Genomic DNA, 13,545 nt, shown 5'->3' with positions numbered 1-13,545 from the left:
CCTCCTGAGCTCAAACTGGCGGCCATCGGCCCATCCCCGGATGGATGGCCGCCTTTCTTCCCCGAAAGGAGAAGTCAGGGATGGCAACCCGGCAGACGCAATTTCTTGCGCGCTCGCTCCTGACGCCAGCGGTTGGGCTGCTGTTCATCTGGATGATCGTCCCGCTCGCGCTGACGATCTATTTCGCGACGCTGCATTACAGTCTGCTCGATCCCGGCTCGGAATCGTTCGTCGGCCTGGAAAATTTTCGCTACTTCCTGACCGATCCCGCCTTCCTTGCCTCGCTCCAGAACACCTTGGTGCTGGTCGGCTCCGTGCTGGCACTCACGATCCTGCTCGGCATTCCTCTGGCGCTGCTGATGGACCAGCCCGTGATCGGCCGCAATTTCGTCCGGCTGATGGTGATCGCGCCGTTCTTTGTGATGCCCACGGTGAGCGCGCTGGTCTGGAAGAATCTGCTGATGCACCCGGTATCGGGACTGTTTGCCTGGCTTGCTTCGCTGTTCGGCCTGACGCCGATCGACTGGTTCAACGATATGCCGCTGTTTGCGGTGATCCTGATCGTGACCTGGCAATGGCTGCCGTTCGCGACGCTGATCCTGCTCACCGCACTGCAATCGCTCGACGAGGAGCAGAAGGAAGCTGCCGAGATGGATGGCGCCAGCGCCGTCTCGACCTTCATCTACATCACCCTGCCGCACCTCGCGCGCCCCATCACGGTAGTGATCCTGATCGAGACCATCTTCCTGCTGACCGTGTTCGCCGAGATCTTCGTCACCACTGGCGGGGGTCCCGGTCTTCAGACCACCAATATCGCCTTCCTGATCTATTCGCAGGCGCTGATCCAGTTCGACGTCGGCAGCGCCTCCGCGGGCGGCCTCGTTGCCGTGGCGATCGCCAACATCGTCGCTTTCTTCCTGGTCCGCATCGTCGGCCGCAATTTGGAGGCCTGACATGGCACGGATGGCGACGACGCGGCGAGTGGCGATATCGACCGCAGCGGCCTGGCTGTTCGGATTTCTGATCTTCTTCCCGATTCTGTGGATGGTGCTGGCGAGCTTCAAGACCGAGCTCGAGGCCTTCGCCATCCCGCCGTCCTTCCTGTTCTTCCACTGGACCACGGAAAACTACGCGACCGTGCAGGAGCGCAGCGACTATTTCCACCACGCCATGAACTCGGTCATCATCGCCGGCGGCTCGACGCTGATTGCGCTTTTGATCGCCATCCCGGCGGCTTGGTCGATGGCATTCTCGCCGACCAAGCGCACCAAGGACATCCTGCTCTGGATGCTCTCGACCAAGATGATGCCGCCGGTCGGCGTGCTGGTGCCGATCTACCTGATCTACAAATCCTTCGGCCTGCTCGATTCCCGCATCGGCCTCGTCTTCATCCTCTGCCTCGGCAATCTGCCGATCGTCATCTGGATGCTGTTCACCTATTTCAAGGAGATCCCGCGCGATATCCTCGAGGCCGCGCGCATGGACGGCGCCACCATCGGCCGCGAACTCGTCTACGTGCTGACGCCGATGGCGATCCCGGGGCTCGCATCGACGCTGCTGCTCAACCTGATCCTCGCCTGGAACGAGGCGTTCTGGACGCTCAACCTGTCGACCTCGAACGCCGCGCCGCTCACCACGTTCATCGCGTCCTATTCGAGCCCGGAAGGGCTGTTCTGGGCAAAGCTGTCGGCGGCCTCCACGCTGGCGATCGCGCCCATTCTCGTCCTCGGTTGGTTCAGCCAGAAGCAGCTCGTGCGCGGGCTCACCTTCGGCGCGGTGAAGTAGAGGGGCTGCCGGATCATGGGTCAGATCACACTTCAGGGCGTGCAGAAATCCTTCGGCCCCGTGCACATCATCAAGGGCGCCGATCTGGACATCGCCGACGGCTCCTTCGTGGTGTTCGTCGGTCCCTCCGGCTGCGGCAAGACCACGCTCTTGCGGCTAATTGCCGGGCTCGAGGACGTCTCCGGCGGCAAGATCCTGATCGACGGCAAGAACGTGGTCGACACGCCGCCCGCCAAGCGCGGGCTCTCAATGGTGTTCCAGTCCTATGCGCTCTATCCGCATATGAGCGTGCGCGGCAATATCGGCTTCGGCCTGAAGATGGCGGGGCTGCCGAAGGAGGAGATCAACCGCAAGGTCGAGGCCGCAGCCGCGACGCTGAATCTCACGCCCTATCTCGACCGCAAGCCGCGCGAGCTCTCCGGCGGCCAGCGCCAGCGCGTCGCGATTGGCCGCGCCATCGTCCGCGAGCCCAAGGCGTTCCTGTTCGACGAGCCGCTCTCGAACCTCGATGCAGCGCTGCGTGTGCAGATGCGCATCGAGGTGACGCGGCTCCAGAAGCAGCTCGGCACCACCGCGATCTACGTCACCCACGATCAGGTCGAGGCCATGACCATGGCCGACAAGATTGTCGTGCTCAACGGCGGCAAGATCGAGCAATATGGCTCACCGCTGGAGCTCTATGAGCGGCCGGCCAATCTCTTTGTCGCCGGCTTCATCGGCTCGCCCAAGATGAATTTCGTAACCGGCGAGCTCGCCAAGCAGCAAGGCGCGGCGACCATTGGCGTGCGTCCCGAGCACCTCAAGATCGAGCGCGACGGCGCCGGCGGCTGGCAAGGAACGATCGCAGTCGCCGAGCATCTCGGCAGCGATACCTTTCTCTACGTCGACGCCGGTTCGCTCGGCATGCTGACGGCGCGCTACATCGGCGAATTGAGCCTGCACGCCGGTGATCGCGTGTCGCTGGTGCCGGACCCCGCGCGCATCCACCGCTTCGACGATGGCGGCAAGGCGCTTCGAAGCTAACAAGAAACGGCAAGAAAACGGGAAGACGATCATGTACCTGGACAAATTCAAGCTGAACGGCAAGAGCGCGTTCATCACCGGCGGCGGGCAGGGCATTGGCCTTGCTTGCGCCGAAGCGCTGGCTGAGGCCGGCGCCAGGGTCGTGATCGGTGATCGCGACAGCAAGGTCGCCGACAGCGCCAAAGCCACCCTGAAGGCCAAGGGCTACGACATCGAGACCGCGATCATGGACGTCACCGATACCAAGCGCGTCGCGGAGGTCGCAAACGACCTCGTCGCCCGCCACGGCAAGGTCGACATCCTCGTCAACAATGCCGGCATCGCGCGCAGCGAGACGCCGGCCGAGACCGTCACCGACGAGCACTGGCTCAACGTCATCGACGTCAACCTCAACGGCACCTTCTGGTGCTGCCGCGAGTTCGGCAAGCACATGTTGAAGGCTAGAAGCGGTGCCATCGTCAATGTCGGCTCGATGTCTGGCTTCATCGTCAACAAGCCGCAGGAGCAGTGCTTCTACAACGCCTCCAAGGCCGGTGTGCACCATCTCACCAAGTCGCTCGCCGCCGAATGGGGCGCACGCGGCATCCGCGTCAACGCGGTGGCGCCGACCTATATCGAAACGCCGCTGAACGCCTTCGTGAAGAGCAATCCGAAAATGTACGACGCCTGGATCGGCGGAACCCCGATGGCGCGGATGGGGCAGGTCGAGGAGATCGCCTCCGTCGTGCTGTTCCTCTCGTCCGAGGCCGCAAGCCTGATGACCGGCAGCATCGTGCTGGTGGATGGCGGCTACACTTGCTGGTAGGCTTGCGTCAAAGCTGACGAAGCGACCGGGAGCGACAATGCCGCGAGCGTATATCGGCGTCGATGTAGGGACCACAAGCACGCGGGCAGGGGTGTTTGACGAAGCGGGCACGCTGCTCGCTCTGGCGCGACATCCGATCCGGACCTGGCACGAGGCCGGCGATATCGTTGAGCAGTCGTCCCAGGACATCTGGGACGCCTGCGCGACATCGGTACGCGCGGCGATGACGGAAGCTGGCATCACGCCCGATAGCGTCCGTGGCATCGGTTTCGATGCCACCTGTTCCCTAGTCGTCCTCGATAGGCAAGGCGAGCCACTCACGGTCAGTGGCTCCGGGGATAAGCAGCGCAACGTCATCGTCTGGATGGACCACCGCGCCACCGCCGAGGCGAGGCTGATCAACGAGACCGAGGATGCCGTGCTGCGCTATGTCGGCGGCTCGATCTCGCCCGAGATGCAGATGCCGAAGCTGCTTTGGCTGAAGCGGCATCTTCGGGCGAGTTTCGACGCCGCTGGTTACTTCTTCGATCTGGCTGATTATCTGGCCTGGCGCGCGACCGGCTCGCTCCAGCGCTCGACTTGCACCGTCACCTGCAAGTGGAACTACCTCGCACATGATGGCGGCTGGAGCGCGCCATTCTTCAAGCGCATTGGCCTGTCGGACTTCGTCAGCGAGACATGCGCGCGCATTGGCACCGAGATGGTCGCCCCCGGCACGCGGCTCGGTGCCGGTCTCACGCCCGCCGCGGCGGCCGAACTGGGCCTGTCGCCGGGCACGCCGGTCGGGGCGTCGCTGATCGACGCGCATGCGGGCGGCATCGGTGCGATCGGCGGCCGCGACGGCTCGGGCGGAGCAGCAGACGCATGCGATCGCCTCGCCTACATCATGGGGACATCGGCCTGCATCATGGCGACCACGAAGGAACCCTGTTTCGTGCCCGGCGTATGGGGACCTTACTACTCCGGCATGGTGCCGGACTTATGGCTCAACGAGGGTGGCCAGTCGGCCGCGGGCGCCGCGATCGATCACCTCCTCAAGTCGCATCCGGGTTTTGGCGAGGCGAGCGCGGCGGCGCGTAACGAGCGCCTCGACCTCATCGACTTCCTCGAGCGCCGCATCATCGCGCGCGCAGGCGATGCCAGCCGCGCCGCGCTGCTCGCGCGTGACGTGCATGTGCTTCCCGAATTCATCGGCAACCGTTCGCCCTACGCTGATCCTGACACGCGCGCGGTGATCGCCGGTCTCGATCTCGACACCGACATCGCTTCGATGGAGCGGCTATTCGTCGCCGGCCTCTGCGGGCTCGCCTATGGGCTCGCCGAGGTGATCGAGGCCTTTGCCGCGCATGGCGTTCGCTCCAGCATCATGATCATGGGCGGTGGGGCCAGCCGTAGCCCGCTGGTGCGCCAGATCATGGCCGATACGACCGGCCTCACGGTCGCGCTGCCGCAGACCAAGGAGCCGGTGCTGCTGGGTGCCGCGATGCTCGGCGCAGTGGCCGGCGGCGCCTATGCCTCGATCGGCGAGACCATGGCAAAAATGTCGGCGTTGGGACGCAAGAGCGAGCCGACCGCTCCCGATATGGCGGCGTTTCACGCCGCAAGCGCGAGGTCTACAAGCTGCTACGCAACGTCGACCGCGGCAGCCGCGCGGCGATGAGCGACATCGCGCGGGGTTGAAACGGATGCTGATTGCCTGTGGCGATGCGCTGATCGATTTCGTGCCGACGCGAAGCACTGAGGGACGTGAAGCGGTAATGCCCGCGGTCGGCGGCGCCTGCCTCAACGTGGCCATCGGCATGGCGCGGCTGGGGGCGCCGACAAGTTTCGTCGGAGGCATCTCGACCGACTTATTCGGCCGCATGATCGCAGATCATGCCACCGTCTCCAACGTCGGCCTCGATCTCGCTACCCGCAGTGATCACCAGACCACGCTGGCTTTCGTCCGCATCGTCGCCGGCGAGTCGCATTACGCCTTCTACGATGCCGAGACCGCGACGCGGAACTGGACCTACCGGCGAGGTACGATTCCGTTCGATGCGGTGGACGCCCTCCATGTCGGTTCGACCACGCTGGTCAATGATCAGGGCGCAGCGGAGACGACGGCATTGGTCGCGGACGCGCGGGCGTCAGCAACCATCTCCTTCGATCCGAACTGCCGCCCCAATCTGGTCAAGGACAAGCCGGCCTATCTCGCGCGCATGGCCGGCTTCGCTGCCAGCGCCGATCTCATCAAGATGTCCGACGTCGATTTCGCCTATCTCTTCGGGGACGAGCCATATCAACAACGCGCGAGCGCGTTGCTGGGGCAGGGTACGAGCCTTGTCGTCATCACCCGCGGCAACGACGGCGCGGTCGCCTGGCACCCGGGCGCAGGACGGATCGAGGTCGCCGCGCCCAAGGTCGAGGTGGCCGACACGATCGGGGCCGGCGACAGCTTTCAGGCGGCGCTGCTGTTCGCTCTGCACAAGCAGGGTCGCATTGCCCGGCAAACCTTGAAGGACATCAGTGCCGACGAGCTCCGCCGCGCGCTATCCTTCGCCGCCAATTGCGCCGGCCTCACTTGCACCCGTCCGGGCGCCGATCCGCCCTGGAGCCACGAGGTGAGTTGGAGCTTGTAGCGATTGCCACCCCTGCGGTTGCCGCGATTCGGTGGACAATGGTTATGCGCCCGCGGAAATGGACAGGATAGACCCGAGCTGGCAAGGTCCGAGCGTCCATGACGCGGGGCTTCGATATGAGCAATGATCCCTGTTTTTTGTCTGCCACTGAACTGCGCGGCCTCTTTGCCGGGAAGCGGATCTCGCCGGTCGAGATCGTCCGCGCCGTGCTTGCGCGCGCCGAGGCGCTCCAGGTCGAATTGAACTGCTTCATCACCTTATGCGGCGACCAGGCGATCGCAGCGGCGCGCGAAGCCGAGCGCAAGATGATGACCGGCGAGCCCCTCGGCCTGCTGCACGGCATCCCCGTCACCGTCAAGGATATCGTCAACACCAAGGGTGTGAAGACCACCTTCGGCGCCGTTCCCTACAAGGACAATGTGCCGAACGAGGATGCCGTCGCGGTGGCGCGGCTGCGCAGCGAAGGCGCGATCCTGATCGGCAAGACCACGACGCCGGAATTCGGCAGCAAGTGCCTGACGGACTCGCCCTTGTTCGGCCGCACCCGCAATGCGTGGGATGCGCGCCGTTCCTCCGGCGGCTCCAGCGGCGGCGCGGCGGTTGCCGTTGCGAGCGGCATCGCGCCGCTTGCAATCGCGACGGACGGTGGCGGCTCGACGCGGATTCCGGCCGCCTGCAACGGCGTGGTTGGGCTGAAGCAGAGCAACGGCGTCGTCCCGCACAGCCAGGCGCTCGATGTGTTCGGCAACCAAACCTATGTCACGCCGACCACCCGCACCGTGGCCGACACCGCGCTGATGATGCAGGCGATGGCCGGCGAGGATCCTTGCGATCCCTGGTCGATCGGCGTCCCCGTGCCTGATTTCATCGGCACCGCCGCTCCGCACGGCGATCTGCGCGGGCAGAAGATCCTGTTCTGTGCTTCGCCGCCCGGACGTCCAGTGTCGCTAGACGTCGCGGCCAGCTTCAAGGCGAGCCTTGATCGGCTGGCGGAGCTCGGTGCCGAGCTTGAAGAGTTCTCCGGCGACGGCTTCGACATAGAGCCAATCTGGCGCGCGATCAACCACACGGTCTGGCGCACGCGCTTTGCAAAGCTCGCCGCAGAGCACGGGGACGAGCTGAGCGAGGCCTTTCTCAAGCAGCTCGCGCTCGCAAGCGAGGTCAGCGGCGTCGAATACCAGGACGCGATGTTCGCGCGCACCGCGCTGTTCCGCCGGGTGCAATCGTTGCTTGCGCACGGGCACCTGCTGGCGATGCCGACACTCACGCGCACGGCGCTGCCGATCGAGCAGGATTTGTTCGGCACCATCGAGATCGACGGCAAGCAGTTCGACAGCGTCCGGCCGCATTGGTTCCCCTGGACCATGCTATTCAACATGACCGGGCATCCCGCCGTCAGCCTGCCCTGCGGCTTCGGCCGTGACGGCCTGCCGATCGGGCTGCAGCTCGTCGGCCGCTTCCGCGGCGAGGCCGAATTGCTGCGCGTGAGCGCGCTGTTCGAGGCTTCAAGTGACCTTCTGTCCCGCTGGCCGGCCTGAGGCGACGGGCATGCGGCAAAGGGCTTGCCTCCGGCACCCGGACATGTTGATCGTGCCTGCTAGCCCTGAAGCCGAGCGCGCATGAGCGTCTTTGTCCTCCGACGTCTGTTGACCTTGCTGGCGACCCTGGTCGGCGCATCGCTGATCATCTTCCTGGTGCTCGACGCGCTTCCCGGCAACGCCGCGCAGATGCTGATGGGGGCCGACGCCTCGCCGGACGCAGTCCGCGCGCTCACCGTCAAGCTCGGGCTCGACCAGCCGCTGGCGGTTCGCTACCTGCAATGGATCAAGGGCCTCCTCGTCGGAGATCTCGGCAACTCCTATGTCTACGGCACGCCGGTCGCGAGCCTGATCGCGGAGCGGCTGGTGCTGACCATTCCGCTCGCGATCATGGCCATGACGATCACGGTGACGCTGGCGCTCTCCGCCGGCATCTACACCGCCGCCAACCACAACAAGCTTGGCGACGTCGGCGTGATGTCACTGACGCAGGTGGGCATCGCGCTGCCGAATTTCTGGTTCGCGATCCTCTTGGTCCTGTTGTTCTCGGTGCGGCTGCAATGGCTCTCGGCGGGCGGCTTTGGCGGCTGGGACGATGGCCTCTGGTCGGGCATCAAGTCGCTGCTGCTGCCGGCGATCTCGCTCGCGGTGGTGCAGGCCGCGATTCTCGCGCGGGTCACCCGCTCGGCCGTGCTCGAGGTGCTGCGTGAGGACTTCGTCCGCACAGCCCGTGCGAAGGGCCTCGGCAAGCGCGAGGTGCTGTGGCGCCATGTGCTGCGTAACGCCATGATCCCCGTGATGACCGTGATGGGGTTGCAATTCGCCAATCTGCTCGCCGGCACCATCGTGATCGAGAACGTGTTCTACCTGCCGGGCCTCGGCCGCCTGATCTTCCAGTCGATCGCCAACCGCGACCTGATCGTGGTGCGCAACTGCGTGATGCTGCTCGCGGCCATGGTCGTCATCGTCAATTTCGTGGTCGATGTGCTCTATGCCTTCATCGATCCCCGCATCAAGGTCCACGACCTGTGAGCGAGCCCCTCACCATCGACGCGCCGATTGCGACGCGGCCGCTGCCGGCTCGGACGTTCTGGCGCCGCGCGCTGCGCCATCGCAGTTTCGTGCTTGGCGGCGCGCTGAGCCTGCTGGTGCTCGCCTCAGCGCTGTTGTCGCTGGTGTGGACGCCGTGGTCGCCCTATGAGATCGACATCGCCTCGAAACTCCGGCCGCCGTCGGCATCGCACTGGCTCGGCACCGATTCCTTCGGCCGAGACATCGTCTCGCTGCTGCTCGCTGGCGCGCGTTCGACCATCATGGTCGGCATCATCGCGGTGAGCATCGGTCTCAGCTTCGGCGTCTGCCTTGGCTTGATCGCCTCGGCCAGGCGCGGCTGGACCGAAGAGATCATCATGCGCTTTGCCGATTTCAGCTTCGCCTTTCCGGCCGTGCTCTCGGCGATCATGCTCGCCGCCGTGTTGGGACCGGGCATGGTGACCTCGATCGTCGCGATCGGTATCTTCCAGATCCCGACGCTGACGCGGCTGACGCGCGGTTCGGCCAACGCGATCTGGGCGCGCGAATTCGTGCTGGCCGCGCGCGCGGCAGGCAAGGGGCGCTTCCGCATCACGATCGAGCACGTGCTGCCCAACATCCTGTCGATCCTGATCGTGCAGGTCACCATCCAGTTCGCGCTTGCCATTCTCGCCGAAGCCGCACTGTCCTATCTCGGCCTCGGCACGCAGCCGCCGCAGCCGTCATGGGGCCGCATGTTGAACGATGCGCAGACGCTGCTGTTCCAGTCGCCGATGCTCGCGGTCTATCCCGGCGCTGCGATCGCGATCGCGGTGCTCGGCCTCAATCTGCTTGGTGACGGATTGCGCGACCTGCTCGATCCCAGACTGGCGCGGGAGCGGTAATAATGGCTGATTCCGCAACCATGCCATTGATCGAGGTCGCTAATCTCGGCGCGCGCCTCAACACCAGCCGCGGGCCGGCGCAGGCCGTGCGTGGCGTCAGCTTTGCCCTTAAGCGCGGCGAGACGCTCGGGCTCGTCGGCGAATCCGGCTGCGGCAAGTCGGTCACGGCGTTATCGCTGATGGGGCTGCTGCCAGACAGCGCGGTGGTCGGCGGCAGCATCAAGCTGGATGGCAACGAGCTCGTCGGGCTTTCGGATGCGGATTATTGTCGCCTGCGCGGCAACCGCATCAGCATGATCTTCCAGGAGCCGATGACCGCGCTCAATCCGATGCACACGATCGGCCACCAGGTCGCCGAGCCGCTGCGGCGTCACAAGAAATATTCGGCGTCACAGGCGCGGCGCGAGACCATCGCCTTGCTCGACCGGGTCGGGCTGCCCGATGCTATCAGGCGCGTCGACGCCTATCCGCACCAGTTTTCCGGCGGCCAGCGCCAGCGTGTCACCATTGCGATGGCGCTCGCCTGCGAGCCGGACCTCTTGATCGCGGACGAGCCGACCACCGCGCTCGACGTCACCATCCAGGGCCAGATCCTCGACCTCATCGCTGATCTCGTCGAGGAGCGCGGCATGTCGATGATCCTGATCTCGCACGATCTCGGTGTCATCGCCGAGAACGTGCAGCGCATGATGGTGATGTACGGCGGCACCGTCGTCGAGAGCGGACCGACCGACGAGGTGTTCCGGCGCATGGGGCATCCCTATACGCAGGGCCTGTTCCGCGCCCGGCCGAAGCTCGGTGCGCGCAAGGGGACGCGGCTGAAGACGATCTTGGGCACAGTGCCGGAGCTCGCCGATTTGCCGTCCGGCTGCACCTTCTCTGATCGCTGTCCCCTGGTGATCGATCAGTGTCGTGCCGCGTTGCCGCCGATGGTGGACGTCGGACCTGGCCATGGCGTGCGTTGCATCAGGACCGACGTATCGATGGCCGAACGCGTCGGAGCGCTGATCGCATGACCGCCGCCGGATTGCTTCTCGAGGTGAAGGATCTCGAGCAGCGCTATACGCTGCCGCGCGAAAGCCTGTTTCGCCCGCCGGGGCAGGTGCGCGCGCTGAACGGCGTGAGCGTGCAGGTCGCCGCGGGCAAGAGCCTCGGCGTCGTCGGCGAATCCGGTTCCGGCAAGTCGACCTTCGCGCGGCTGGTGATGGCGCTGGAGCGGCCGACGTCAGGGCAGGTCGCGCTGCTCGGCTGCGATCTCAACCGCATCTCTGCCGATGAACTGCGCCGTGCCAGGCGTGATTTCCAGATGGTGTTCCAGGACCCTTACGGCTCGCTGGATCCGCGCCAAACAATCGCCCGCATCGTCGCCGAGCCCCTCACCGTGCTGGAGGAGGCGGATCGCACCAAATTCCGCGAACGCGTCGCCGCAGTGCTGCGCCAGGTCGGCTTGCGCGACGCCGACATGGACAAATATCCGCACGAATTCTCCGGCGGGCAGCGCCAGCGCATCGCCATTGCGCGTGCGCTGATCACCCAGCCGAAGCTGATCGTCGCCGACGAGCCGGTCTCCGCGCTCGACGTCTCCGTGCAAGCGCAAGTGTTGAACCTGATGCAGGACCTCCAGGAGCAGTTCGGTCTCAGCTACATCCTGATCAGCCACGATCTCGCCGTCGTCGACTATCTCTGCGACGAGGTTGCGGTGATGTATCTCGGCCGGATCGTCGAACAGGGCCGGCCGCAGGACCTGTTCGAGCACTGCGCCCATCCCTATACGCGCGCGCTCTTGGATGCCGTGCCGCGGGCACGCGCCGGCGGCGGCCGGCGGCGGCGCGGGGCCCAGGCGGCCGCCTCGCAATCGGCGGCGGCGACCGGATGCCCCTACGCCGCGCGCTGTGCCCTCGCTGACCAGCATTGCCGCGCGATCCTGCCTGAGTTACGCAAGGTAGGCGAGGGGCACCTTGCCGCCTGCCACAAGACGGAGGCGGTGATGGCGTTGCCCCGGCCGACCCTGGAAGGTTAGTCTCCAGAGCAGGATTGGCGTAGGCTTGAAGAACAGAGATGGCCGGGGAGTTGCGCATGTTCAGGAAATTATCGATCGTTGCATTCGCCGCCGTGCTTGCCGCAGCGCCGTTGCCGGTGCTGGCGCAGAGCAAGAAGGACAGCGTCGTCATGGCGATGGCGCTGGAGCCGCCGGGTCTCGATCCCACCAACGCCGCCGCCGCCGCGATCGCCGAGGTCACGCTCTACAACATCTATGAGACGCTGACCAAGATCAACGAGGACGGCTCCGTCTCGCCGCTGCTGGCCGAAAGCTGGAGCGCCTCGCCGGACCTGAAGACCTATACGTTCAAGCTGCGCAAGGGCGTCAAATTCCACAACGGCGAGCCGTTCGATTCCGCCGCGGTGAAGTTTTCGTTCGAGCGTAACGCCGTGCCGACCAGCACCAACAAGGACAAGAGCCTGTTCCAGAGCTTCGAGTCCGTTGCGGCGCCCGACGCCGACACGATCGTGATCACCCTGAAGAATTCCGAGCCGAACCTGCCGTTCCTGCTCGGGCAGGCCAGCGGCTCGATCGTCGAGCCGAAGAGCGCTGCCACCAACATCACACAGCCGGTCGGCACCGGGCCTTACCAGTTAGGGGCCTGGGCCAAGGGCTCCTCGATCACCCTGAGCAAATGGGCCGACTATCGCAACGCCGCGGCGATCAAGCTGTCCAAGGTGACGATCCGCTTCATCTCGGATCCGGCGGCGCAGATCGCCGCGCTGCTCTCGGGCGACGTCGATGCGTTCCCGCGCGTGTCGGCCCAGCGCAGCATCGCTCAGTTCAAGGCCGATCCACGGTTCACGGTGCTGGTCGGCGGCTCCAGGGCCAAGACCATCGTCGCGATCAACCACCGCAAGAAACCGCTGGACGACGTCCGCGTCCGCCGCGCCATCCTCGCCGCGATCGACCGCAAAGCGATGATCGACGGCGCCGTCGACGGTTTCGGCACGCCGATCGGCAGCTTCTACGTGCCGGGCGCGCTCGGCTATGTCGACACCACCGGCATCAATCCCTACGATCCCGAGAAGGCCAAGAAGCTGCTCGCCGAGGCCGGCGTCACCACGCCGCTGGAGCTTTCGCTGAAGCTGCCGCCGCCGTCCTATGCGCGGCAGGGCGGCGAGATCGTCGCGGCCCAGCTCGCCAAGGTCGGCATCGTCGCCAAAATCGAGAACGTCGAATGGGCGCAATGGCTGTCGCAGGTGTTCGCCGGCAATGGTCCGCACAATTTCGAGCTCACCATCGTCAGCCATGTCGAGCCGTTCGACCTCGTCAAGATTACCGAGCCGGACTACTATCTCGGCTACAACAACGAAGCCTTCAACGCGCTCTACAAGCAGATCGTGTCCACGCCGGATGAGGCGGCTCGCGCAAAACTTCTCGGTGACGCCCAGCGCATGCTGGCCACCGACGCCGTCTCCGCCTACCTGTACCAGCCGCAGCTGATCACCATCACCAACAAGAAGCTGAAGGGCGTCTGGAAGGACGTCCCGCAATACGAGAATGATTTCTCGACCTGGTATTGGGAGTAAGGGCCGGCTCAAGTCGAGCCTGTCGCTTCCAATTTGACCTCTTCCCATCGGGAAGAGGTCAATCGTTTGGCGTGTCCAAAACAAAAACCTGAAAAACAACCCCATGCACAGTAGGCGTGGATAGTCATTTCAATGGTTTACGCGTTGCGCGGTTCGGTGGTCTGCGCGATGCGCTCGGACGTTGACCCGTCGGGCAAAACACTGGCAATATATCATCATCGCGGCCTCATGGTTCGGGACGCACCGTCAGGCGAGGCACGCCGTGAAGAAGCCATCCTGCCGCG

11 protein-coding genes and 1 pseudogene are annotated in these 13,545 nt (G+C 65.0%); all 12 read left to right on the top strand.

Annotated features, from left to right (window positions below):
* Positions 1-80: 80 nt before the first annotated feature.
* The 12 genes and pseudogenes from IVA92_RS12725 to IVA92_RS12670 all read left to right on the top strand — a co-directional run bounded on the left by IVA92_RS12725 (position 81) and on the right by IVA92_RS12670 (position 13,261).
* Positions 81-953 (top strand): sugar ABC transporter permease, encoded by an 873-nt coding sequence (locus tag IVA92_RS12725; RefSeq protein WP_247278218.1) that lies wholly within the window; start codon positions 81-83, stop codon positions 951-953.
* A gap of 1 nt (position 954) precedes the next feature.
* Complete coding sequence (locus tag IVA92_RS12720) at positions 955-1,785, top strand: carbohydrate ABC transporter permease (protein WP_247278217.1); 831 nt, start codon at positions 955-957, stop codon at positions 1,783-1,785.
* A 15-nt stretch (positions 1,786-1,800) separates the two neighbouring features.
* On the top strand, positions 1,801-2,808 hold the full coding sequence (locus IVA92_RS12715) for an ABC transporter ATP-binding protein (RefSeq protein WP_247278216.1): 1,008 nt from the start codon (positions 1,801-1,803) through the stop codon (positions 2,806-2,808).
* 31 nt (positions 2,809-2,839) lie between these two features.
* The gene (locus IVA92_RS12710; RefSeq protein WP_247278215.1) at positions 2,840-3,613 is read left to right on the top strand and encodes an SDR family oxidoreductase; all 774 of its coding nucleotides are present in this window, start codon (positions 2,840-2,842) and stop codon (positions 3,611-3,613) included.
* 37 nt (positions 3,614-3,650) lie between these two features.
* Positions 3,651-5,293: pseudogene (locus IVA92_RS12705) on the top strand (FGGY-family carbohydrate kinase).
* A gap of 5 nt (positions 5,294-5,298) precedes the next feature.
* Positions 5,299-6,234 (top strand): carbohydrate kinase, encoded by a 936-nt coding sequence (locus IVA92_RS12700; protein WP_247278214.1) that lies wholly within the window; start codon positions 5,299-5,301, stop codon positions 6,232-6,234.
* A 116-nt stretch (positions 6,235-6,350) separates the two neighbouring features.
* Positions 6,351-7,772 (top strand): amidase, encoded by a 1,422-nt coding sequence (locus tag IVA92_RS12695; protein WP_247278271.1) that lies wholly within the window; start codon positions 6,351-6,353, stop codon positions 7,770-7,772.
* A gap of 81 nt (positions 7,773-7,853) precedes the next feature.
* Positions 7,854-8,804 carry an ABC transporter permease gene (locus IVA92_RS12690; RefSeq protein WP_247278213.1) on the top strand — a complete coding sequence of 317 codons (951 nt, stop codon included), beginning with the start codon at positions 7,854-7,856 and terminating at the stop codon, positions 8,802-8,804.
* Positions 8,801-9,688, top strand: a complete 888-nt coding sequence (locus IVA92_RS12685) for an ABC transporter permease (protein WP_247278212.1) — start codon at positions 8,801-8,803, stop codon at positions 9,686-9,688. The genes IVA92_RS12690 and IVA92_RS12685 overlap by 4 nt, the downstream gene beginning before the upstream one ends.
* A 2-nt stretch (positions 9,689-9,690) precedes the next feature.
* Complete coding sequence (locus IVA92_RS12680; RefSeq protein ID WP_247278211.1) at positions 9,691-10,704, top strand: ABC transporter ATP-binding protein; 1,014 nt, start codon at positions 9,691-9,693, stop codon at positions 10,702-10,704.
* Entirely contained in the window at positions 10,701-11,708 is a 1,008-nt protein-coding gene (locus IVA92_RS12675; protein WP_247278210.1) for an oligopeptide/dipeptide ABC transporter ATP-binding protein, read from the top strand. Before IVA92_RS12680 ends, IVA92_RS12675 begins: the two co-directional genes overlap by 4 nt.
* A gap of 56 nt (positions 11,709-11,764) precedes the next feature.
* The gene (locus IVA92_RS12670) at positions 11,765-13,261 is read left to right on the top strand and encodes an ABC transporter substrate-binding protein (RefSeq protein WP_247278209.1); all 1,497 of its coding nucleotides are present in this window, start codon (positions 11,765-11,767) and stop codon (positions 13,259-13,261) included.
* Positions 13,262-13,545: the final 284 nt, after the last annotated feature.

The sequence above is a fragment of the Bradyrhizobium sp. 154 genome, from assembly GCF_023073875.1.
Classification (GTDB): domain Bacteria; phylum Pseudomonadota; class Alphaproteobacteria; order Rhizobiales; family Xanthobacteraceae; genus Bradyrhizobium.
This window is presented reverse-complemented; position numbering and strand designations above follow the sequence as displayed.

What these genes read in the sequence shown, in the direction of transcription:
- IVA92_RS12725 (WP_247278218.1), top strand. Translation starts at nt 81, where the DNA reads ATGGCAACCCGGCAGACGCAATTTCTTGCGCGCTCGCTCCTGACGCCA.
- IVA92_RS12720 (WP_247278217.1), top strand. Translation starts at nt 955, where the DNA reads ATGGCACGGATGGCGACGACGCGGCGAGTGGCGATATCGACCGCAGCG.
- IVA92_RS12715 (WP_247278216.1), top strand. Translation starts at nt 1,801, where the DNA reads ATGGGTCAGATCACACTTCAGGGCGTGCAGAAATCCTTCGGCCCCGTG.
- IVA92_RS12710 (WP_247278215.1), top strand. Translation starts at nt 2,840, where the DNA reads ATGTACCTGGACAAATTCAAGCTGAACGGCAAGAGCGCGTTCATCACC.
- IVA92_RS12700 (WP_247278214.1), top strand. Translation starts at nt 5,299, where the DNA reads ATGCTGATTGCCTGTGGCGATGCGCTGATCGATTTCGTGCCGACGCGA.
- IVA92_RS12695 (WP_247278271.1), top strand. Translation starts at nt 6,351, where the DNA reads ATGAGCAATGATCCCTGTTTTTTGTCTGCCACTGAACTGCGCGGCCTC.
- IVA92_RS12690 (WP_247278213.1), top strand. Translation starts at nt 7,854, where the DNA reads ATGAGCGTCTTTGTCCTCCGACGTCTGTTGACCTTGCTGGCGACCCTG.
- IVA92_RS12680 (WP_247278211.1), top strand. Translation starts at nt 9,691, where the DNA reads ATGGCTGATTCCGCAACCATGCCATTGATCGAGGTCGCTAATCTCGGC.
- IVA92_RS12675 (WP_247278210.1), top strand. Translation starts at nt 10,701, where the DNA reads ATGACCGCCGCCGGATTGCTTCTCGAGGTGAAGGATCTCGAGCAGCGC.
- IVA92_RS12670 (WP_247278209.1), top strand. Translation starts at nt 11,765, where the DNA reads ATGTTCAGGAAATTATCGATCGTTGCATTCGCCGCCGTGCTTGCCGCA.